This is a genomic window from Lactonifactor longoviformis DSM 17459 (assembly GCF_900129135.1).
Taxonomy (GTDB): Bacteria; Bacillota; Clostridia; order Lachnospirales; family Lachnospiraceae; genus Lactonifactor; species Lactonifactor longoviformis.
The window spans coordinates 40,448-60,276 of the sequence record NZ_FQVI01000009.1 but is presented as its reverse complement, the minus strand read 5'-3'; the positions used below and the strand labels follow the sequence as shown (position 1 = coordinate 60,276).

The 19,829-nt window shown below is 47.9% G+C and carries 21 protein-coding genes; 18 read left to right on the top strand and 3 right to left on the bottom strand.

All coding sequences use genetic code 11. The features are described 5' to 3' along the window. Positions 1-19 precede the first annotated feature (19 nt). Positions 20-808 carry an acetoacetate decarboxylase family protein gene (locus BUA56_RS10285; RefSeq protein ID WP_084067824.1) on the top strand — a complete coding sequence of 263 codons (789 nt, stop codon included), beginning with the start codon at positions 20-22 and terminating at the stop codon, positions 806-808. Positions 809-827: 19 nt separating this feature from the next. Then, the gene (locus BUA56_RS10280) at positions 828-1,583 is read left to right on the top strand and encodes an SDR family NAD(P)-dependent oxidoreductase (RefSeq protein ID WP_072851317.1); all 756 of its coding nucleotides are present in this window, start codon (positions 828-830) and stop codon (positions 1,581-1,583) included. 102 nt (positions 1,584-1,685) lie between these two features. On the opposite strand, the gene BUA56_RS10275 is transcribed toward BUA56_RS10280, so the two are convergent. Next, positions 1,686-2,015 carry a DUF6951 family protein gene (locus BUA56_RS10275; RefSeq protein WP_072851316.1) on the bottom strand — a complete coding sequence of 110 codons (330 nt, stop codon included), beginning with the start codon at positions 2,013-2,015 and terminating at the stop codon, positions 1,686-1,688. 331 nt (positions 2,016-2,346) lie between these two features. On the opposite strand from BUA56_RS10275, the gene BUA56_RS10270 reads away from it, so the two are divergent. The 9 genes from BUA56_RS10270 to BUA56_RS10230 are packed head-to-tail and all read left to right on the top strand — an operon-like array spanning position 2,347 to position 10,488. Further along, the gene (locus BUA56_RS10270) at positions 2,347-3,147 is read left to right on the top strand and encodes an HAD family hydrolase (RefSeq protein ID WP_072851315.1); all 801 of its coding nucleotides are present in this window, start codon (positions 2,347-2,349) and stop codon (positions 3,145-3,147) included. Continuing rightward, complete coding sequence (locus tag BUA56_RS10265; protein ID WP_072851314.1) at positions 3,137-4,111, top strand: leucine-rich repeat protein; 975 nt, start codon at positions 3,137-3,139, stop codon at positions 4,109-4,111. Before BUA56_RS10270 ends, BUA56_RS10265 begins: the two co-directional genes overlap by 11 nt. A 21-nt stretch (positions 4,112-4,132) precedes the next feature. Continuing rightward, complete coding sequence (locus tag BUA56_RS10260; protein WP_072851313.1) at positions 4,133-5,473, top strand: vWA domain-containing protein; 1,341 nt, start codon at positions 4,133-4,135, stop codon at positions 5,471-5,473. A gap of 19 nt (positions 5,474-5,492) precedes the next feature. Further along, positions 5,493-7,016 (top strand): AAA family ATPase, encoded by a 1,524-nt coding sequence (locus tag BUA56_RS10255; RefSeq protein ID WP_072851312.1) that lies wholly within the window; start codon positions 5,493-5,495, stop codon positions 7,014-7,016. Continuing rightward, complete coding sequence (locus BUA56_RS10250; RefSeq protein WP_072851311.1) at positions 7,013-7,852, top strand: Cof-type HAD-IIB family hydrolase; 840 nt, start codon at positions 7,013-7,015, stop codon at positions 7,850-7,852. The genes BUA56_RS10255 and BUA56_RS10250 overlap by 4 nt, the downstream gene beginning before the upstream one ends. Positions 7,853-7,881: 29 nt before the next feature. Then, positions 7,882-8,847 (top strand): HD domain-containing protein, encoded by a 966-nt coding sequence (locus tag BUA56_RS22605; protein ID WP_242946756.1) that lies wholly within the window; start codon positions 7,882-7,884, stop codon positions 8,845-8,847. An 11-nt stretch (positions 8,848-8,858) separates the two neighbouring features. After that, a complete protein-coding gene (locus BUA56_RS10240) occupies positions 8,859-9,404 on the top strand; it encodes a M48 family metallopeptidase (RefSeq protein ID WP_072851310.1) in 546 nt (181 codons plus the stop codon). Between the two features lie 10 nt (positions 9,405-9,414). Further along, positions 9,415-9,954 (top strand): DUF2284 domain-containing protein, encoded by a 540-nt coding sequence (locus tag BUA56_RS10235; RefSeq protein ID WP_072851309.1) that lies wholly within the window; start codon positions 9,415-9,417, stop codon positions 9,952-9,954. Between the two features lie 21 nt (positions 9,955-9,975). Further along, positions 9,976-10,488, top strand: coding sequence for a hypothetical protein (locus BUA56_RS10230; RefSeq protein ID WP_072851308.1), 513 nt, complete (start codon positions 9,976-9,978; stop codon positions 10,486-10,488). A gap of 39 nt (positions 10,489-10,527) precedes the next feature. On the opposite strand, the gene BUA56_RS10225 is transcribed toward BUA56_RS10230, so the two are convergent. Next, positions 10,528-10,974 carry an Lrp/AsnC family transcriptional regulator gene (locus BUA56_RS10225; protein ID WP_072851307.1) on the bottom strand — a complete coding sequence of 149 codons (447 nt, stop codon included), beginning with the start codon at positions 10,972-10,974 and terminating at the stop codon, positions 10,528-10,530. A 379-nt stretch (positions 10,975-11,353) separates the two neighbouring features. Between BUA56_RS10225 and BUA56_RS10220 the strand changes: the two genes are divergently transcribed. The 7 genes from BUA56_RS10220 (at position 11,354) to BUA56_RS10190 (ending at position 18,657) form a co-directional block, all read left to right on the top strand. After that, positions 11,354-12,958, top strand: coding sequence for an ABC transporter substrate-binding protein (locus BUA56_RS10220; RefSeq protein WP_072851306.1), 1,605 nt, complete (start codon positions 11,354-11,356; stop codon positions 12,956-12,958). 75 nt (positions 12,959-13,033) lie between these two features. Continuing rightward, entirely contained in the window at positions 13,034-13,975 is a 942-nt protein-coding gene (locus BUA56_RS10215) for an ABC transporter permease (protein WP_072851305.1), read from the top strand. 10 nt (positions 13,976-13,985) lie between these two features. Next, a complete protein-coding gene (locus tag BUA56_RS10210; RefSeq protein ID WP_072851304.1) occupies positions 13,986-14,825 on the top strand; it encodes an ABC transporter permease in 840 nt (279 codons plus the stop codon). Positions 14,826-14,840: 15 nt separating this feature from the next. Continuing rightward, positions 14,841-15,827, top strand: a complete 987-nt coding sequence (locus tag BUA56_RS10205) for an ABC transporter ATP-binding protein (protein ID WP_242946755.1) — start codon at positions 14,841-14,843, stop codon at positions 15,825-15,827. Next, entirely contained in the window at positions 15,820-16,812 is a 993-nt protein-coding gene (locus tag BUA56_RS10200; protein ID WP_278320854.1) for an ABC transporter ATP-binding protein, read from the top strand. Before BUA56_RS10205 ends, BUA56_RS10200 begins: the two co-directional genes overlap by 8 nt. After that, the gene (locus tag BUA56_RS10195) at positions 16,802-17,467 is read left to right on the top strand and encodes a DUF1028 domain-containing protein (RefSeq protein WP_072851300.1); all 666 of its coding nucleotides are present in this window, start codon (positions 16,802-16,804) and stop codon (positions 17,465-17,467) included. The genes BUA56_RS10200 and BUA56_RS10195 overlap by 11 nt, the downstream gene beginning before the upstream one ends. A gap of 23 nt (positions 17,468-17,490) precedes the next feature. Beyond that, on the top strand, positions 17,491-18,657 hold the full coding sequence (locus BUA56_RS10190; protein ID WP_072851298.1) for a M20 metallopeptidase family protein: 1,167 nt from the start codon (positions 17,491-17,493) through the stop codon (positions 18,655-18,657). A 79-nt stretch (positions 18,658-18,736) separates the two neighbouring features. Here the strand turns inward: BUA56_RS10190 and BUA56_RS10185 are convergent, their stop codons facing one another. Then, the gene (locus tag BUA56_RS10185) at positions 18,737-19,681 is read right to left on the bottom strand and encodes a carbohydrate kinase family protein (protein WP_072851296.1); all 945 of its coding nucleotides are present in this window, start codon (positions 19,679-19,681) and stop codon (positions 18,737-18,739) included. Positions 19,682-19,829: the final 148 nt, after the last annotated feature.

The following is a 19,829-nucleotide window of genomic DNA, read 5'->3' as shown; positions in this document are numbered from 1 at the left end:
GATTAAAGGAGGTAATTGTATGGGTAGCTTTATTAAAACAATGGAACAGTTACAGCAGACAGCCGGAGGGAAAACCATATTTTTTGATGCCCGGATGCTGACCGTATATTGGGAGACAAAACCGGAGATTATTGAAAAGATTCTGCCGAAATGTCTGAAACCAGGGCCGGTGCCTCTGGTAAACGCTTTTATTGCAGACTATCCCAGAACTAGTTTCTGCCCTCCCTATAAGGAGGCGGGTATTTTTGTACTGGCGGAAAAAGACGGGGTGCTGGGAAACTACTGTCTGGATATGCCTATAACCGACGGCATGGCCATGGCTATGGGACGGGAGATCTGCGGACTGCCAAAAAAACCTGCGGATATCCGGATGAACTGTGACGGAAAAAAGCTGACCGGCAGCATTGCCAGAAACGGCATTGAGTTCTTTCGCATTGATGCAGAGATTGCCGGAAAAATGAATGCGGAGGAAGGAAGAGACGTGGTGGACGCCCAGATTGGTGACGGTGTTCCTATGTATAACATTAAGTATTCCAAGGCGGTGGACGGCAGCGGTTTTGACCTTCCTCCAACCCTTGTACGGCAGAGACTGGTCTATAATAATAAGGAAAAAGACATGGCAGTATGTCAGATGGCGCTTACAGACTCCCCGCACGACCCGTGGGCTGAGCTTGAGGTGGTTAAGATGCTCGGAGGAATCTATACGGTGGGAGACAATGTGCTGGAATCCGGTGAAAATCTGGGACAGATAAATCCTATGGAATTCCTGCCGTATTCCTACATCCGCTGGGACTGGTGGCTGAAATAAAAAGAGGAGGTTTTATGATATGAGATTAGAGGGAAAGGTAGCAGTAATCACAGGATCAACCAAGGGAATCGGAAGAGCAGCAGCCAGGCTGTTTGCGGAAGAAGGCGCAAAGGTAGTCGTAGTGGGAACCAGCGAAGAGGCCGGGAACTCCTGTGTGGAAGAGATTAAGGCGGCAGGCCGTGAAGCCTTTTATCAGAAAACAAATGTGGCCTCCGAGGAGGAACTTGACGGACTGGTGAAGGCATGCCTGGAGACTTATGGCCGGATTGACATTCTGGTGAATAATGCCGGTGTGGGCGGAAGTCTGGCGAACATGGATGATATTACTTATGAAGAGTGGAATAAGGTTCTGGCGGTTAATCTTACAGCGCCCTTCTCCCTGTGCAAAAGGGTAATTCCTATTATGGAAAAGCAGGGAGGGGGAAATATTGTGAATGTTGCTTCCATGGCATCCACTGCAGCGGGAAGGGGAGGCCTTGCTTATACCACAGCAAAGCACGGGCTTCTTGGACTGACCAGACAGATGGCAATGGATCATGGCCCCAGAGGGGTCCGCATTAACGCAGTGCTTCCAGGGCCCATTGATACGCAGATGATCGCCCGGATTCTTCAGATGCCTCAGCATCCGGTATCCATGAAAATTAAAATGGATCCTGCAGGTCGTCCGGGACAGCCGGAGGAAGTGGCAAAAGCAATTCTCTTTCTGGCCAGTGACGAATCTTCCTTTATCTATGGCACGGGGCTTGCAGTGGATGGGGGATATACCATTTTTTAATCAGCAGGGAAAGGAAATATAACAGCGCGGGCGTCGGGAAATTTCCCGATGCCCGCGCTGTTATGTTACTTTCTTTTGAGATTCCGAAGCCAGAGAAGCGGCTTATTCTTCTATAAATTCTATGGAAGCATCCTTCTTTAATGCCAGCTGCTGTTCCGCCTCGATGCATTTCGTGATTCCGGCCAGAATAGGACATCCTGCGTGCACCGGGAAATTGGTTTTTGCATACTCAAAGAAGGGACCCTCCCCCGGTTTCACAAGGCAGACCTCATAGGCGTCAAAAGTATCACCCAGCACCTCCATCATTTTCTTGACACTTGGGCAGCCGCTTTTTACCTTTACGGTTACCTCAGTTTCTTCTTCGTCAGAACGCTCGGCGATTACAGTGGTTACAAAATTACAGATTCCAGGTTTAATTCTTACTTTCGTCATAGCTTATCCTCCCAATTCTACATCATACTGAGGAGCCCTCCCTGTCTTCCTTTTTAAGGCGGGGTACGGCGTTCACCGTACTTTTTCTCCCTTATGCACATCATACACCTAAAAACGGTCAGAAGCAATCAGAGTCTTGGCTGGATGATATTCTCTGCAATATACACTTTTTAAAGCGTGTTACCGGGCTTGAAATGAACAGTAATTCTTAAATTATTATGATAAGAAAATAAAAAGTGTAGATATAAGAAGTAAAATCAAATATAATAGGGATTGACAAAATAACAAACACTAATATATAGTATTTTATCAAGATTCAGAGGAGAACGTTATGATAAAATTAGTCGCCACCGATATTGACGGAACACTTCTGGACGAGGGGACAGACAGATTGAATCCGGAATTATTTGATTTAGTCAGAAAATTAAAAGAAAAAGGAATTATATTTGCGGCAGCCAGCGGGCGGCAGTATGCCAGTATTCGAAGACTCTTTGATCCTGTTGCTCATGATATGATTTTTATTGCGGAGAACGGAGCCTATGTTGTGTGCCGGGATGTGGATATGCTGGAAGTGAAGATGGACAGAAATAAAGTGGCAGAACTGGTGCAGGAGATCCGCAGGATGAAGGGGTGCGAGGTTGCTGTTGCAGCAAAAGACGCCATGTATATCGAACGGGCAGATACAGGCCTTTATGATCTGCTGGTAAATGGGTATCACAATCAGGTAAAGGTGGTTGAGGATGTTTTAAAAGAGGATATCCCCATTATTAAGGTATCTATTTACTGCAAAGACGGCGTGGACGGAATAAGTCAGGGCGTGAAATCGCGGTGGGAAGGCACCTTCCGCACCATGCTGGCCGGCCGGATCTGGATTGACTTCGCAGACTACAGTGCTGACAAAGGGAAAGCGATCCAGAGTATTCAGAAATCACTTCTGATCGACCGCTCGGAAACCATGGCATTTGGTGACAATGGAAACGATCTGGGTATGCTGGCAAATGCGGAGGAAAGCTATGCCATCGGAAATGCCAGGGAAGAAGTAAAAGAGGCAGCAAAACACATTGCGGACACTAGCAGAAATGATGGGGTAGTAAAAGTATTAAGAAGCCTGGTGGAGACAGATGGAAATTAAAGGGAACGGGGAATTCGTATATGAGGTCACTGGAGACGGCGTAAAAGTTTTACGCTGTTTTTCCTTTGGGCAATATGCGGGAATTCCCGGGGAGATAGAGGGAAAACCTGTTGTGGAACTTGCTCCTTATGCATTTTCTGAGCATTTGGATGGAACAATAAAAGAAAAGATAGATGCCGCAGGGCCTGCGGACCCTCTGAGCGCCCGGCAGGCACTCTGCGGAGAGCGGCTGAGGGAAATCTCTCTGCCTGAAACCCTGGAGAGAATCGGACGTTATACTTTTTACAACTGCAGCAGTCTGGAAAGGATTCAGTTTTACAGCAGGACGAGGGACATAGGAGCTGGTGCCTTTACCGGGTGCCATCGGGTGAGGACCCTGGACTTTACTGTGTGCGGCCAGGATGCGGCAGGGCTGAAGGAACTGCTGACTGAGCTGACGGAAGTCCTGTGTGTCTGCTATCACGGGGAGGAGGATGCCTGTCTGTGGTTTCCGGAATATTACGAGGAGGGGGTTGAGAATACGCCAGCCCGAATACTGGAAACGCATGTGCACGGCACGGGACTTCACTACCGCAATTGTTTTTTTGAAAAAGAGTTTCAGTTTGAAGAATATGATTCCCTGTTTTATCTGGCAAAAGCCCAGGAGAATCCCCGGCTGGCGGCCCGAATGGCTATGGGAAGGCTTCTGTATCCCTTAAGGCTGACGCCGGAGGCAGGAGAAAGGTATATAGAATATCTAAGAGAGAATGCCGAAGGCGTAGGATGCTTTCTCATAGAGAAAAAAGAGCTGAATCAGCTGGAATTTCTGGTTAGGAATTGTCTTCCCGAGGGTCAAAACGGCAGAGAGGTGCTGCGTGTTTTGACAGAGAAGGCAGGAGCCGAGGGGGATGCTCAGGCCGGCAGTTTTCTTTTAGATTTCAGCCATACCATGTATCCCTCCGTGAGAAAGCGTTTTGTGTTATAGTAGAAGAATAAAGGAGAGTCTATGAATGCGCTGCAGGAACAGGAAAAACGACAACTAAAGGAACAGGAACTTGGAAAAGAGATTCTCAGAAATGCCAGAAATGAGCTGTATCTGGGGATGCGGTTTCTGGATGTGGCTCTGTCCTCCCTTGCCTTCACCCCTGAGGAGGCTGTGGATGGGGTGGGCTGTGACGGAAGATGCCTGTATTTTCATCCCGGAATTCTTTTGGAAAGATATAAAGAGGGAAGAGTCTGGGTGAACCGGGCTTATCTTCATATGATTCTTCACTGTCTGTTTAGGCACATCTGGGGAAGGAGGGAGCGGGAGGACCGAAGATGGCATTTAGCCTGTGACATAGCTGCAGAATATGCCATTGACGGGTTTCTGCAGAAAAGTATACGGCGCAGACAGGATATGCTGAGAAAGAAGGTATACCAGATCTGCCAGAGCCGGCTGAAGGTAGTGACCGCTCAGGGAATCTACAGAATGCTGGAGGAAATGTTTCCCGGGGAGGATGGAATGATCCGCCTTTCCCACTGGGAAGCTGAATTCTACGCAGATGACCACAGCAAATGGAAGCAGAACCAAAAGGACCCCAGACAGCAGCAGATGCAGCAGCGGTGGGATGACATCAGAGACAGGATGCAGACAGAGATGGAAACGTTCTCCAAGGAGGCATCGGAGGAATCTAAAAGTCTGGCAGAGCAGGTACAGGCTGAAAACCGTCAGAGATACGATTATAAAGATTTTCTCAGAAAATTCTCTGTGATGCGGGAGGAAATCAGGGTGGATATGGATACCTTTGATTACATTTTCTACCACTACGGGATTTCCCTTTACGGGAATATGCCTCTGATAGAGCCGCAGGAGACAAAGGAGATTAAAAAAATACAGGATTTTGTGATTGTAATCGACACCTCTATGTCCTGTAAGGGAGAACTGGTGAAGAAATTTTTGGAGGAGACTTACTCTGTGCTCAGCGGGACAGAGAGCTTCTTTCAGAAGGCAAAGATTCATATTATTCAGTGTGATGACCGGATTCAGCAGGATAAGGTGATCACAAACCGGGAAGAACTGGAGGAATATATGAGCCATTTCCAGATAATCGGGCAGGGAGGAACGGATTTTAGACCGGCATTTGCCTATGTGAATACACTGGTGGAACAAGGAGCGTTTGAAAAGCTGAAAGGTCTGATCTATTTTACGGACGGTTATGGTACCTATCCTGCGGCCATGCCCCTGTATGAAACTGCCTTTGTCTTTCTGAAGGAGGACTATCAGGATGTGGATGTGCCTCCCTGGGCCATCAAACTGATACTGGAACCGGAGGATTTGGTGGACGCAGGGTTAGAAGGGGACTGAGAAATAAAAGGAGACATACATGAATATCAAAAGGGCAAAAGAAGAAATTAAGAATTCTATAGAGGCTTATCTGCTGAAAGATGAGGAAGGGGAATATGTTATCCCGGAAATCCGGCAGAGACCTGTGCTTCTCCTGGGAGCCCCGGGCATCGGAAAGACGCAGATTATGGAGCAGATTGCGAAAGAGTGCAGGATTGGACTGGTTTCTTACACCATTACCCATCATACCAGGCAAAGTGCCATCGGCCTTCCTTTTATCTCCGAAAAGGAGTTTGACGGCAGGCTGTATTCTGTGACAGAGTATACCATGAGTGAGATTGTGGCATCTGTCTACGAGAAGATAGAGGAGACAGGGCAAAGAGAGGGGATTCTTTTCATCGATGAAATTAACTGCGTGTCGGAAACACTGGCTCCTGCCATGCTCCAGTTCCTCCAGTGCAAAACCTTTGGAAATCACGCCATTCCCAGAGGCTGGCTGATAGTAGCAGCGGGGAATCCACCGGAGTATAACAAATCCGTAAGGGAGTTTGATGTGGTAACTATGGACCGGGTAAAAAAAATTCAGGTAGAGCCGGAGTACCAGGCCTGGAAGGAGTACGCTTACAGAGAAAATATTCATGGGGCCGTGATTTCCTATCTGAATACAAAACCCGGGAATTTTTATCAGATGGAGACAACTGTGGACGGAAAGATTTTTGCCACGCCCAGAGGCTGGGAGGATTTATCCAGGCTGATAACAGTTTATGAGACACTGAAGAAAAAAGTGGATCGGGAAGTTGTCATTCAATACATTCAGCATCCAAGGATAGCCAAAGACTTTGCTAATTATCTGGAACTATACTATATGTATCAGGCGGATTACCAGGTGGAACAGGTGCTGCAGGGGAAGATTGACGGTCTGCTCCTGAAGAAACTGTCCCATGCATCTTTTGATGAGCGTCTCAGCGTGATCGGCCTGTTGCTGGAGCGCCTTAGCACTTCTTTCCGGAAAGAACAGGAGATGGAGGCTTACGTAGAGCGGCTTTATCAGCAGCTGAAGAGAATAAAAAAGCATCTGGAGGAAAGTATTGTTCTGGAAGAAGCCGCAGCGGCTCCCGGGAAGGCTCTTACACAGGAGATCTCCCTGATAGAACAGGAATTGGAAAACAAGAAGAAGGCAGAGATTCTGGGGAGGGAAGAGAAGGCGACATTGGTTCGGACAATCAATACACTGGAAGCTTACCGGTCAGTTCTTTGCACTGAGAAGGCAGAGGATGCGGAGACAGCAATTGAGCGGCTTCAGGAATTGTTTCTTGAGGAAACGGAAAAGCTGGAAGCCTGCCAGAAGAAATCAGAGGACAGACTGGAGAATGTATTTGACTTTATGGAGGCGGCATTCGGAGAAAGCCAGGAGATGGTGATCTTTATGACAGAGCTCAATGCCAATGTTTACAGTGTGAAATTTCTTCAGGAATATGAGTGTGAGAGATATTACAGGTATAATAAGCAGTTATTGTTTGAGGAAGCCAACAGAGATCTTCTTGAAAGGATTAACAGTTTATGAATAGAAAAGGAGAGACAAGACAGGTAAAACTGATAGCCATGGATATTGACGGAACGCTCCTGAATTCTCATAAGCAGCTGATGCCAAAAACAAAAGAGATCCTGGAAAAGGCCTCAGCTCAGGGTATTCATGTAGTAGCAGCCACCGGAAGAGCATTTACTGCACTTCCGTCGGCAGTGAGTAAATGGGGGATTATGGAGTATGTGATTACCTCTAACGGCAGCAGTCTGTTTTCCCTGAAGGATCAGATGCGCATCTACGGGCGTGATATGGAGCGCCGCACCGTGGAGGAATTGGCTGGGCTTTTATTCTCCTGTCCGTGTCCGGTTGAGGTATTTATTGAAGGGCAGGCATATGCGCCCCAGTCTTACGTGGAAAACCCCGGAGCATACCGGGTATCCCCGGAAAGCGCAGCCTATGTCCAGAAAACCAGAAAGCCGGTCAAAGATATAAAAGGATTTATAAGAGAGAACCTTGACAGGATAGAGGGAATGGACTTGGTAGTTTCGGATCCGGAGCTGAAAAGGGAGCTGCGGAGCAGGGCAGAACAGATTCCGAACCTTTACGTAACTTCCTCCCTGGACCGGTATCTGGAATTCGGACCGGCTGGTGCCGGAAAGGGCAGAACTCTGGAGGAGCTTCTTGGCAGGCTGGGTCTGAAAAAAGAGCATATGATTGCGTTTGGAGATGGTGAGAATGACAGGGAAATGCTTGAGGCAGCCGGCCTTGGGGTTGCTATGGCTAACGGGAACCCTGAGCTAAAGGCTGCGGCGGATACCGTGACGGCATCCAATGATGAAGAAGGAATCTGGGAAATCTTAAAAGAGTATCTATAAAAACTGCAGGTTTTTGATATAATGAAGATATGCGGGTGAAGCAGGAGTGTGCAGCCCGGTTTCCTATTATGGATGAAGGGATTACAAGGGGGGCTTTTGTCATGACAAAAGAGGAAGAAGCAATACATAATAAGGAGTATGTTTACAGATGCATACCCCATAGGGCGGCCTGTGACCGAGAGGGCAGACTATACTGCAGAGCTGCCAATGCAGTGCTGGAGAATCCGGTTTACTGCAGCTATTGTCCATGCTTTGCAGGGAGAGACGGGAAGGAACAGCCGGTCTGCCGATATTATGATTTCCCATGGCAGGAGAAGACAGACAGCCGTACGCCTAACCAGTGGAAAAAATATGCGGATGGACTGATAGGCGCCGGGCTGGTGCCGGTATTTCCTGATTATATAATAAAGAGGGATGAGACAGAGGAGTCCATTGAGCAGGCACTGCAGTTTGCCGCAGAGGCTCATAAAAGACAGGTCCGTAAGGGGACGGGGATTCCGTATATTGTGCACCCTATGGAGGTTCTTTCCATCTTAAGAGGGATGACAGAGGATCCGGATATTCTTATGGCAGGGGTACTCCACGATGTCCTGGAGGATACCCCCAGCGGGGAACTTGAACTGGAACAGCGGTTCGGGCCGAGGGTGCTGAAGCTGGTGAAGAAAGAGACTGAAGATAAGAGACGGCATCTCCCGGCAAAAGATTCCTGGAAAATCAGAAAAATGGAGATGATCAGCCAGATTAGGAGAGAACCCGCTGAGTTAAAAAAAATAGTGCTTGCGGATAAGCTGTCCAATATGAGGGCTACCAAAAGGGGCTACGACAAAGAAGGCGAAGCAATATGGCAGAGGTTTAATGTCACGGATCCCGGCATGCACCGGTGGTATTATATGACAATTGGGGAAATTCTGGCAGAGTTGGAGGATACCCAGGCTTATCAGGAATACATGCATCTGTGCAGAGAAATTTTCGGACAAGTACGGTCAAAAGGATAGAAGGTCTGGATATGAACTATGACATCCTGTACAGCGCAAGAAAGACGCTGTGCATACAGATTACAGAAAAAGCAGAACTGCTGGTGAGGGCACCCATAGGGTGTCCAAAGAAAATAATAGAAGAATTTGTGGCTGCGAAAGAACCCTGGATTCAAAAGAAAATTGCCGGAAGAAGGGGAGAGCTTAAGAAAGAGGCGGCCCCTCCCTACTCCCCGGAGGAAAAGCAGCGACTGATTGAGCAGGCGGGAAAAAAGATCGGGGAAAAGGTGCGGGTCTACTCCAAAATCATGGGAGTTACCTGTACACGGATTACCATTCGGGAACAGAAAACACGCTGGGGAAGCTGCAGTGCAAAAGGCAGCCTGAACTTTAACTGGCGGCTGATTCTGGCTCCGGAGAAGGTGCTGGAATATGTGGTGGTACACGAACTTGCCCACCGGAAGGAGATGAATCACTCCCCTGGGTTTTACCGGGTTGTGGAGGATGCCATGCCGGACTACAGAATATATCAGAGGTGGCTGAAAGAGCATGGCAGGGAACTGTGGGAAAGAGCATAAGGAGGTCAGTATGGAAGCGTATTTAATAGAAGAGATGGCTGCTGAGGCAGGCTTTACAAAGGCTAAAGTGATAAAAGTGGAACAGCTGGTATTCAATGCCGATTTCCGGCGCTACTGTGAAGAGAACCTCTGCGGCAATTACGGGGACAATTATTCCTGCCCTCCGGACTGTGGTACACCGGCACAGATGGAGGCCAGGGCCAGAGAATATGAAAATGCACTGGTATTTCAGACGGTCTGTGAGGTGGAAAACATGAATTCCCAGGAAGAGCTGGCAGGTTTGAAAAAGGAACATAATAAGAGATCCAGAGCTTTTATCAGGAGGCTGAAGGAGGCGGGACTTACCGGTCTGCCTATGCTGGCCGGTCCCTGCGATCTGTGCCGGCCCTGCAGAAGAGAAAAGGGGGAGGACTGCGCCTATCCGGAACAGATCAGCTCCTGCCTGTCTGCCTACTGTGTACAGGCAGATAAAATGGCAGAGGCCTGTGATATGATATACTGGGGAAACGGAAGACAGATATCTTATTTTAGTCTGTTCTTATATCATTAGACAACAGGAAAGGAAGAGAGAATGGCAATTACTATTGTACAACGTCAGAAATTGCTGCAGCAGGTAGAGCGTGTACTCCATGTACCGGGTAACTTTACCAAGGAAATACTGGAGATGGCGCTGGTACTGGATTGCGCAATGGAAAAGGAAGAATTAGAGGAGACTGTTATAGAGCTTGTAAAAACTCTCAAGGGCCACGGACAAGTGTTCCGCAATGTCAGGCTGAATGTACTCTGGTGGAAGGAAGACGGAAAGGTGGAATCCACCGTGGCGGCTATGCCCCGTCTGATGATGCCTGGGTTTTACCAGGAATTTGAACCTGTGAAAAGAAAAAAGACTCTGGAAAAACTGGCGGGATATCTGAAAATGTATTATGCCAGGTCTAAGCTTATCATAGTTGTGACGAACGGAGCATATGAAATCGGAGATCAGGACCAGGCCAAAAGAAACGGAGAGCCTTTTTTAAAGCGGAAATTTCTGCTCTGGAGGAAACAGGAGGTATTCGATTACAGAGAGACGCTGCTGTTAGGATAAAAAAGAGAAAGCTGTAGTAAAATACGGCTTTCTCTTTTTTTAGATCTCCTCGTCCATCAGATTTATATTGTGCGGTTCTTTGTAAGTTGAGAGAACGATATTGGTACTGGTTTCTCCGAACTTCTGAATTTTGTTCAGAAAGTTATCCAGATCCATGGTGCTCTTGAAGAGTACTTTCAGCAAAGCAAAATAATGTCCTGTAATCCCGTGACACTCAATGACATTGGGACAGGTCTGTACATAGGAATAGAACTCATCTCTGGCTGCAGTTTCCACAGCCACACTGATAAAGGCTGTCACCATAAATCCCACAGCTTTATTGTCCAGATTGACAGAATAGCCTTTGATAATATTATCTTTTTCCATTTTCTCTATTCTTGTTTTGACTGCAGGGGAGGTGAGTCCTACAGCCTCAGAAATCTGTTTAAAAGAAGTTCTCCCATTTTGGCTTAATATTTTAAGTATTTCTTTATCTAATTTGTCCATGAATATTCCCCGCCTATGGTTTCCCCGCTTCATGCATACTGAAGCAGAGAATGATTTTCTGCATGTATATGATACCATAAGATACTCTTCTGTTGTTAGTATTATTTTCGGAAATCAACAAAATTTTATTTTTCCGTCTTTTTCAAAGGCAAAGCGTGAATTCGCAGTTGACAAAGCAACTAATTTCTGCTAAGATTTCCCTAACGGAATTACTAAAACATACTATTTAGGTGGTTAAACTTTATAAAATAAATTTTTTATCCAAGCATACTTTATTTTATAAAGAATAAGCTGTGAAAAAACCAGAATGAACCGGTGGATACAGCAGCCTAGAGGAATGATTGCAAGGTAATTTACAAAAGATTATGGAGGCAATGCTATGAAAAAAAGAATTAGTTTGCTGTCAGCCCTGATATTGTCAGCGGCGCTTGTACTGTCAGGATGTTCAGACGCCCCTGCGGAGTACGGAGATTCCAAAGGGAGCGGGGAATCGGATACCTCGGAGGCTGCGTCATCAGGTGTGCAGGATACTTCCAAAGAGACAGATGGGGATCAGTTGATTGTGGCCATTCAGTCTGACCCCAGCGGGCTGGATCCCCATATGGTGACCGATAAGGCGGCAGGGATCTGTATTGAGAACATGTACAATACGTTATTTACATACACGGAGGCATACGGGGAGGTAGCTCCTTCTTTGGCTGAATCCTATGAGGTTTCAGAGGATGAGCTTGTGTATACCCTTCATCTTCAGGAGGGAGTTAAGTTTCACAGTGGGAATCCTATGACCAGTGAGGACGTGAAATATTCCATCGAGAGAATTATGAATGGGGGAGCACGGGCATCCCAGTTTGACAAGGTTTCGTCTATCGAGACGCCGGATGAAAATACTGTTGTGATTACACTTTCCTCCCAATATGCACCGTTTCTTACCTATCTTGCCAATTCACTAAATGCCATTGTGGAGAAGGCAGTAGTAGAGGAAAATGGAGGAAGTCTTGCCAATGCAGACGCAGGGTCAGGCCCTTATAAACTAGAACAGTGGACGGAGGGCAGCAGTCTGAACCTGACAGCCTTCCCTGAATACTGGGAGGAAGGACTTCCAAAAGTAAACAGCCTTGTGCTGAAGACAATTCCAGATGCCACGGCACGTGCAACTGCCCTGAGAAACGGCGAGATTCATATGATTATCGATGCCATAGATCAGGAGATTGCAGTTCTCAAGGGCGCAGAAGGGGTAACCATGGAATCTGTTCCGGGAACCTTCTGGGAATATGTAGGCATGAATTGTGAGTCAGAATATCTGAAGGATGTAAAAGTGAGACAGGCTGTTGCCAATGCAGTTGACAGGGATGCCATTAATACTGCCGTAAAAATGGGGAATGCCGAAGTACTAAAAGAGGCTAATATTCCATCCACCCATGAGTACTACGGCGGTGATGAAGTATATCCTGCCAGAGATTTGGAAAAGGCAAAAGCTCTGTTAAAAGAAGCCGGCTATGGGGAGGGCGAGATAACATTAAAAATCACGGTCGGTTCTGACTGGCAGTATCAGGTAGATGCGGCTCAGATGGTGAAGCAGCAGCTGGCAGAGGCAGGCATTGAGTCTGAGATTTCCGCACTGGAGTCAGGCGTTTATTTTGACGGTCTGAATCAGGGAGATTTTGACTTGACAATCTGCGGCTGGTCAGGCTTTGTAGATGCAGACGAATATTTATATAACCTGTTTACCACAGGAGGGGCGTATAACCAGCAGAAGTACTCCAACCCTGCGGTAGATGAGCTGTTGGAACAGGGCCGTTCCACTCTGGACAAAGAAGAGAGAATGGCAATTTACAAAGAAGCACAGAAAGTAATTGCAGAAGATGCCCCCATGGCGTTTTTATACATGAACAATTTTACGGTTGCCATGCGGGATAATGTTAAGGGTTATACGGTGCATCCAACCGCTACTACCATTTTCCTGAAGGACGTTTATTTTGAGTAAATTATGAAATTCCGGAAAGAGTCTGATGCGTCAGGCTCTTTCCTGTATTTTGCATATCTGTGAAAGGAGAAGAGAATGCTTCGATATATTCTGAAACGGTTGGTTAGTATCATTCCCGTGCTGCTGGGAATCTCTGTGGTAGTCTTTTTTGCCGTGCGGCTGATTCCGGGTGATTATGCCACGGTTACTCTGGGAACCCAGTACACGGAAGAAGCGGCAGCTGCGCTGCGGCAGAGATATGGGCTGGACCAGTCTATAATTACCCAGTATTTTATATGGCTTAAAGGGATTCTGACCGGCGATTTTGGATTTTCCTATATTTCTAATCAGCCGGTAGCTCTGCTTTTGTTTTCCCGTGTGCCGGTTACGCTGGAGCTCACACTGTTCAGCCTGCTGATGGCTGTATTAGTGGGAATCCCCATGGGCTATTGGGCAGCCTGCAAGAGAAACCGTATGCCCGATTCTGCGGTTACTGTCTTGGGACTTCTCGGGATCTCAATCCCGGGGTTCTGGTTGGGGACCATGCTGGTCCTGTTATTTTCCCTGACCTTAAAGTGGTTCCCCTCCGGGGGATTTGTCCCTCTGTCGGAGGGAATACTGGCGAATCTGAGATGTATGTTTCTGCCGGCGCTTGCTCTGGGGGTGGCAGTCAGCGCTGTGGTAATGCGTTCTTCCCGGTCAGCGATGATTGAGGTGGTAGATCAGGAATATATGAAAATGGGAAAGGCAAAGGGCCTGTCCCAAACCAGGCTGATCTTAAAACACGGGGTTAAGAATACAATGATACAGGTGCTGACGATCTTGGGTCTGCAGACAGGGTCTCTCTTAGGAGGGTCTGTGGTAATAGAACAGATATTTTCCCTTCCGGGCGTTGGCTCCCTCGCTTTGCAGGCGATCAATAACAGAGATTACCTGGTGCTCCAGGGAACCGTATTGTTTATTGCTGTTATGTTTGTATTGATTAATCTAATCGTGGATTTGCTGTATTGCGTGGTAAATCCTCAGATTCGTTATTAGGAGGGCTGGTATGAAAGAGTTTATGCATCGTTTTTTACATAATAAGCTGGCTGTGGCAGGAAGCCTTATCCTGCTGCTGTTTCTCCTGTCAGCCGTTCTGGCCCCTGTGATTGCTCCTTTTGATCCTTACTATATGGACAGTACAGCCGTGCTGATGCCGCCCGGGGGAAAGCATCTTCTTGGGACGGACAATATGGGGAGAGATATTCTGTCCAGAATCATCTATGGTTCCAGAATCTCCCTTCAGGTGTCTCTTGTCTCTGTGAGCATTGCCACAGCAGCAGGTGTATTTCTGGGGGTGCTGGCCGGATACTTCGGCAAACTTACGGACGGGATCATTTCCAGAGTGATTGAGATTATGTTTGCTTTTCCTGAGGTACTGCTGGCACTGCTGATTATGGCTATTCTGGGTCCGAGCCTGAATAATATTATGATTGCCATTGGTATTGTCTATACTCCTATTTTTGCCAGAATAACAAGGGGGGCTGTCCTTACGGTAAAGGAATCCCTTCATGTGGAGGCGGCCAGATCCATAGGTGTATCTGACTTCTCTATTATAGTGCGTCATATTCTCCCCAATGTGCTGGCCCCTATCCTGGTGCAGATTACCCTGTCTCTGGCCTTCGCAATCCTGTCAGAGGCAGCCTTAAGCTTTTTGGGGATTGGCGTGGAGCCTGACATTCCTTCCTGGGGAATTATGCTGAACAACGGTAAATCATGGATTGAGATTGCCTGGTGGGTAGGGGTATTTCCTGGAATCGCCATAGCCCTGGCTGTGCTTGGATTTAATATTCTTGGGGACGGGCTGCGGGATGTTCTGGATCCCCGTCTCAGGAATGTGGAAAATTAGAGAGGGGGAACTGCTGTGAAAGAGGAAAATAATATTGAGAACCTTCTGGAGGTTAGAAATCTGCAGGTAGAATTCGCCACCAGACAGGGACATATGCATGCGGTCCGGGGCGTGAACTTCTCTCTGAAAAAAGGAGAAATCCTGGGCCTGGTAGGAGAGTCCGGATGCGGAAAATCTGTGACAGCCAATTCTCTTCTGGGATTGGTGGGTAAGAAAAAACATGAAAAAGTAACCGGTGAGGCCTGGTTTCACGGTGAAAATATACTGGATAAGCCGGAAAAGGAGCAGCAGAAACTGCGGGGAAATAAAATCGCCATGATTTTTCAGGACCCCATGACTTCACTGAATCCTGTTCTAAAAGTGGGGAGACAGGTGGGAGAGGTTTTGGAGATTCACCAAAAGAAAAAGAAACAAGATGCCCTGGAGGAGGCAATTATCCAGCTTCAGAAAGTGGGAATCCCCTCTGCAAAAGAGCGGGCGGAGGACTATCCTTTTCAATTTTCAGGGGGAATGCGCCAGCGCGCTATCATTGCCTCCTCTCTGATGTGTCAGCCGGAGATTCTGATTGCGGATGAACCTACCACAGCCTTGGATGTAACCATACAGGCACAGATTCTAGACCTTTTGAGAGAACTCAGAGATACTTACAAAGTTGCCATTCTTCTGATTACCCATGATCTGGGTGTGGTAGCGGAGTTGTGTGATACGGTGGCTGTTATGTACGCGGGAGAGATCGTTGAGAAGGCTTCGGCAGGAGAATTGTTTTCACATCCCCTGCACCCCTATACCAAAGGGCTGATGGCCTGCGTTCCGGTTCTGGGGAGAAAAGAAAAGCTGATCCCGATTCCCGGACAGCCTCCAAAATTATATGAAGAGAAGGCAGGATGTCAATTCGCGGACCGGTGCCCAAAGCGGAGGCCGGAGTGCAGCCGGGATACCTCACTTTTGGAGATTGCTCCCGGACATTATGTTTCTTGCAAGGAGGTGGGCAGGATTGGATAGAGAAATAATACTGGAAATCAGCGGCCTGTCCAAAGAGTTTGCAGTCAAGGGAAGAATGTTTCCCTATAAAAAAGAAATGCTCAAAGCAGTACAGGACGTTACCTTAACCCTTGAAAAGGGTGAGACTTTGGGAATTGTAGGTGAGTCGGGCTGCGGGAAATCCACCCTTGGAAGGCTGATTATGCGTCTGATTGAACCTACCCGGGGAAGTGTGGTTCTGGAAGGAGAAAATCTGACGGAATTATCCTCCCAGAAGCTTCGGAAACATAGAAAAGACTTTCAGATGATTTTTCAGGATCCATATGCTGCATTTGATCCCAGAATGAGCATAAAGGCAATTCTGGAGGAGCCTCTGCGGACACACGGCATTCCAAAAGAACAGTGGGAAGAGAGAATTACCCGAATGCTGGAAATGACAGGAATTCCTCTGGATGCTTTGAAACGGTATCCCCATGAATTCTCAGGGGGACAGCGCCAGCGGATCAGTATTGCAAGGGCAATTCTTCTGAATCCTAAGGTTATCATTGCAGATGAGCCGGTGTCAGCCCTGGATGTATCCATACAGGCACAGATACTAAATCTTTTGAAGGATCTGCAGGAAAAATTCCAGATGACCATGCTCTTTATCTCTCACAATCTGGCATCTGTCCAGTATGTGAGCCATAGGGTAGCGGTTATGTATCTTGGAAGAATTGTAGAGATTGCTCCATCAGATGCTTTGTACGAACGGCCGCTGCATCCCTATACTCAGGCCTTGATCTCTGCGATTCCTGTACCGGTGCCCGGCGCTGGGATACAGAGAAAGAGGCTGACGGGAGAGGTTCCAAGTCCCATTCATCTGCCCCGGGGCTGCGCGTTCCGGATGAGATGTCCCTATGGGGACGAAGCATGTGCCGGAAAAGTACCGGAACTTACAGAGGCAGAGCCTGGCCATTATGTGGCCTGTGACAAATATAAAAGTGCGGAGGTAATCCATGAAATTTAATACATATTCTATTATTGCTGTGTGCAGAGAGACCGGATGCATGGGGGGCGCGGCAGCCTCTTGTTTTCCGGGGCTGGGGGCGTTCTCGCCTTTCATCAGAATCTCACACGGGATCATAGCTTCCCAGGGATGGGTAAATCCTTTTCTGAACGAGGATGTAATGGGAAGAATCCAGCGGGGAGCGTCCGCGGAGGAGGCGCTGCACAAGGCACTCCAGGAAGATAAGGGAAGGGAACTGAGGCAGATATCTGTGGTAGACTATAAAGGCAATACAGCGGCCTTCACAGGGAGTGAGAACGATCCGGTAAAACTTCATCTTCGGGGGGACGGGTATGTGATAGCCGGCAATATTCTTACAGGGAAAGAGGTGCTTCTGGAGATGGAGGAGGCATTTCTAAAGACCAGAGGAAACCTGGCAGACCGGCTGATGAATGCGCTGTCCGCAGCGGATCGGAGCGGCGGAGACCGCAGGGGAAAACAGGCAGCCGTTATCCGGGTAGATAAGATCCAGGGATTTCCCTATATAGATTTCCGTGTAGATGATGATCCGGAGGCAGTATCAAAGCTGAATCAAATCTACCAGAAGAATAAGGAACATATTTTTGAGACCTATGACAGCTGGGTAGATAATGTGAGAAAAGGGATTAAAGGGTAACGATTATGTGTAAAGAGAAGAAAATGGATATTTTAAGCGAGGCAAAGAAGCGGCAGGAGGAGCTGGTTTCCACCAGGAGGTATCTTCATCAGCATCCTGAGGCAAGTATGCAGGAATATGAGACGGCAGAATATGTCCGCCGGAGGCTGGATGAAATGGGGATTCCATGGTTAGAGGCCGGAAAAACAGGAACGGTAGGCATGATTGAGGGAAACAGCCCGGGCAGAATCCTGGGCCTGAGAGGAGATATCGATGCACTGGAGATGACAGAGCTGAATCCGTGCAGCTATGCTTCGAAAAATCCCGGCCTGATGCATGCCTGCGGACATGACGGGCATACGGCTGCCCTCTTGGGTGCCGCCGCCTATTTGCAGGAGCACAGGGATAGAATCCCGGGAAAGATAAAACTGATTTTCCAGCCGGGAGAGGAAAACGGCCAGGGGGCCAGGACGGTGGTGGAAAGCGGCGCAGTGAAGGATGTGGACGGCATATTTGGGCTCCATGTATCGAATTCTCTTCCTATAGGAGAGGCAACCATACGAAAAGGGGTGATGTCCTCTGCTAATGATAAGTTCCGCATCTGGATCAAAGGGAGAGGCTGCCATGGTTCTGCGCCGCAGAACGGTGCAGATGCTTTGCTGGCGGGGGCATCTCTCGTTCAGTCTCTGCAGAGTGTGATTACCAGGGAGAGCGATCCTCTGAAACCAACAGTAATGACTGTTGGGATCTTCCAGAGCGGAACCGCCTTTAATATCCTTCCGGAAGATGCTTATATTGAAGGCAGCATCCGGGTGCTGGAAGAGCGTCAGAGAGCAGTGAACAGAAATGCCATCCGCAGAATCGCGGCAGCTACAGCAACTGCTTACAAATGCCAGGCGTCCGTTGACTTTGAGATTACCGCGAAAGTGGTGTTCAATGACCATAAAATGACAGACACAGCCATCCGTGCAGCATCGAAAATACTGGGGGCGGAGGCGGTAAAAGAACAGGAACTGAGTCTGGGAGCCGAGGACTTTGCGGAGTATCTGGAGACAGCTCCGGTAACCTACATAAATATAGGATCCAGAAATGAAGAAAAAGGAATTTCCTCCCCTCACCATCACGGAACCTTTGATATTGACGAAGACTGCCTGCCCATCTGTATGGCCATGTATATACAGTATGCATGGGAATATTTTGGCATTGAGTAAACAGCATCACAATTGCATATAAAAGACAGGAAAACGGTATCCCTATGCTTAAGCGTGCAGGATACCGTTTTCCTGTCTTTTATATTTCATCTGCTCTTCTTAGGATCTCTTCCAAATGAATCTCGTTTTGCAGGGCTCCCGGGCGTTCCACCGCGATGGACGCAGCAGCATTGGCATATCTTGCACATACCTTCAGCCCCCGATGATTCAGGAGTCCATGGATAAATCCGCCTGCGAAAGCATCCCCGGCGCCTGTGGTATCCACACAGCGGGCGCCGGGATAGGCTCTGGTATAAAAACGTTCTCCGGCAGAGGCACACAGACATCCCCTGGCCCCCAGTTTAATGACAATATGGCCAACCCCAGCCTGAAGAAAGGCGTCTGCAATCTGTTCCGGATCCTTCAAACCGGTCACAAGCCTGGCTTCCTCCAGATTAGGGAAGAGGTAATCCACATAAGGCAGATAAGGCCGCATATCTTCTATCGTCTCTTGGTTTTTGCGTTTTGTCATATCTGCGCACAGGATGGCGCCGGCCTTTTTAGCTGCCTGAAAAATGGCGGCCAGTTCCGGTGCCCTAAGATAAGGAAAGACAAAGATGCTTGCAAAGGATATCAGACTCGTATCGGAGAAAATATCCAGGGGGATATCCTCAAGCGTTAATCTGCGCAGACTGCCTCTTTGACTGGTGATAAAGCTTCTCTCTCCGGCAGCGTCTACCAGCACCAGATTAATGCCGGTGGAGATAGCTGGATCACGGATTACATGCTCTGTATTGATAAATGTCTGGTGGCAGTAGTCCAGTATCATCTGACCGGGAAGATCAGCGCCTATTTTGCTGATGAGTTCCACCGAGTGGCCCAGATTAGCAAGCAATGCAGCCTGATTCATAGCATCCCCTCCCAGAGACATGGTGACAGACGGTACGGGATGGGAACCAGTTTCAAAGACAGATGCGTCTACCGGACCAGCCGGGATATCTATAATAGCAGCGCCGATGATGGCAGCGTCGAACGTTTTAAGCATGTGAATCCCTCCTAAGTCGGAAATATCGCAAGAATCAATAGATTTCCTGTTTCTAAAATACTATCTCACATAGGAGAGAAAGTCAATAAGCCCAAATGGATTCTGCGGACTGACAGAGAAAAGTATGAAAACATACAAAGTTCCTATC

Coding starts and splice junctions, on each gene's coding strand:
- BUA56_RS10285 (WP_084067824.1), top strand. CDS start 20: ATGGGTAGCTTTATTAAAACAATGGAACAGTTACAGCAGACAGCCGGA.
- BUA56_RS10260 (WP_072851313.1), top strand. CDS start 4,133: ATGAATGCGCTGCAGGAACAGGAAAAACGACAACTAAAGGAACAGGAA.
- BUA56_RS10210 (WP_072851304.1), top strand. CDS start 13,986: ATGAAAGAGTTTATGCATCGTTTTTTACATAATAAGCTGGCTGTGGCA.
- BUA56_RS22605 (WP_242946756.1), top strand. CDS start 7,882: ATGCGGGTGAAGCAGGAGTGTGCAGCCCGGTTTCCTATTATGGATGAA.
- BUA56_RS10270 (WP_072851315.1), top strand. CDS start 2,347: ATGATAAAATTAGTCGCCACCGATATTGACGGAACACTTCTGGACGAG.
- BUA56_RS10225 (WP_072851307.1), bottom strand. CDS start 10,974: ATGGACAAATTAGATAAAGAAATACTTAAAATATTAAGCCAAAATGGG.
- BUA56_RS10230 (WP_072851308.1), top strand. CDS start 9,976: ATGGCAATTACTATTGTACAACGTCAGAAATTGCTGCAGCAGGTAGAG.
- BUA56_RS10220 (WP_072851306.1), top strand. CDS start 11,354: ATGAAAAAAAGAATTAGTTTGCTGTCAGCCCTGATATTGTCAGCGGCG.
- BUA56_RS10190 (WP_072851298.1), top strand. CDS start 17,491: ATGGATATTTTAAGCGAGGCAAAGAAGCGGCAGGAGGAGCTGGTTTCC.
- BUA56_RS10215 (WP_072851305.1), top strand. CDS start 13,034: ATGCTTCGATATATTCTGAAACGGTTGGTTAGTATCATTCCCGTGCTG.
- BUA56_RS10235 (WP_072851309.1), top strand. CDS start 9,415: ATGGAAGCGTATTTAATAGAAGAGATGGCTGCTGAGGCAGGCTTTACA.
- BUA56_RS10240 (WP_072851310.1), top strand. CDS start 8,859: ATGAACTATGACATCCTGTACAGCGCAAGAAAGACGCTGTGCATACAG.
- BUA56_RS10185 (WP_072851296.1), bottom strand. CDS start 19,681: ATGCTTAAAACGTTCGACGCTGCCATCATCGGCGCTGCTATTATAGAT.
- BUA56_RS10275 (WP_072851316.1), bottom strand. CDS start 2,015: ATGACGAAAGTAAGAATTAAACCTGGAATCTGTAATTTTGTAACCACT.
- BUA56_RS10250 (WP_072851311.1), top strand. CDS start 7,013: ATGAATAGAAAAGGAGAGACAAGACAGGTAAAACTGATAGCCATGGAT.
- BUA56_RS10195 (WP_072851300.1), top strand. CDS start 16,802: ATGAAATTTAATACATATTCTATTATTGCTGTGTGCAGAGAGACCGGA.
- BUA56_RS10280 (WP_072851317.1), top strand. CDS start 828: ATGAGATTAGAGGGAAAGGTAGCAGTAATCACAGGATCAACCAAGGGA.
- BUA56_RS10265 (WP_072851314.1), top strand. CDS start 3,137: ATGGAAATTAAAGGGAACGGGGAATTCGTATATGAGGTCACTGGAGAC.
- BUA56_RS10255 (WP_072851312.1), top strand. CDS start 5,493: ATGAATATCAAAAGGGCAAAAGAAGAAATTAAGAATTCTATAGAGGCT.